Here is a 252-nt window from a genome sequence, read left to right as displayed (position 1 = left end):
CTGACCGATACCCATTCAGGTCGATCCATCTTAGTAGCACCAGCGGCATCGGCAGCTGCACGGGCGAAGACCAATACTTCATCTTGTCCATTGAACGGCAATACGCTATTGAAAGCATCCAGTCCGTTTTGACCATGGACGAGAGCTTTCCATTCACCGCTACCATCTTCGTTAAATACCGCCACGTATAGCTTGCCTTCATTCAGATATTTGTCACCTGCTTTTAGTCCGCCGCCGATATCCGAGTTTGAC

The 252-nt window shown here is 49.6% G+C and carries 1 protein-coding gene; it reads right to left on the bottom strand.

The features are described from left to right. A partial coding sequence (locus SB772_RS43590; RefSeq protein ID WP_410838978.1) for an alkaline phosphatase PhoX occupies positions 1-252 on the bottom strand: 252 nt, incomplete at both ends.

It is taken from the genome of Paraburkholderia sp. SIMBA_030 (assembly GCF_046535245.1).
Lineage (GTDB): Bacteria > Pseudomonadota > Gammaproteobacteria > Burkholderiales > Burkholderiaceae > Paraburkholderia.
The sequence above is the reverse complement of the archived record's forward strand: the minus strand, read 5'-3'. Positions and strand labels throughout refer to the sequence as shown.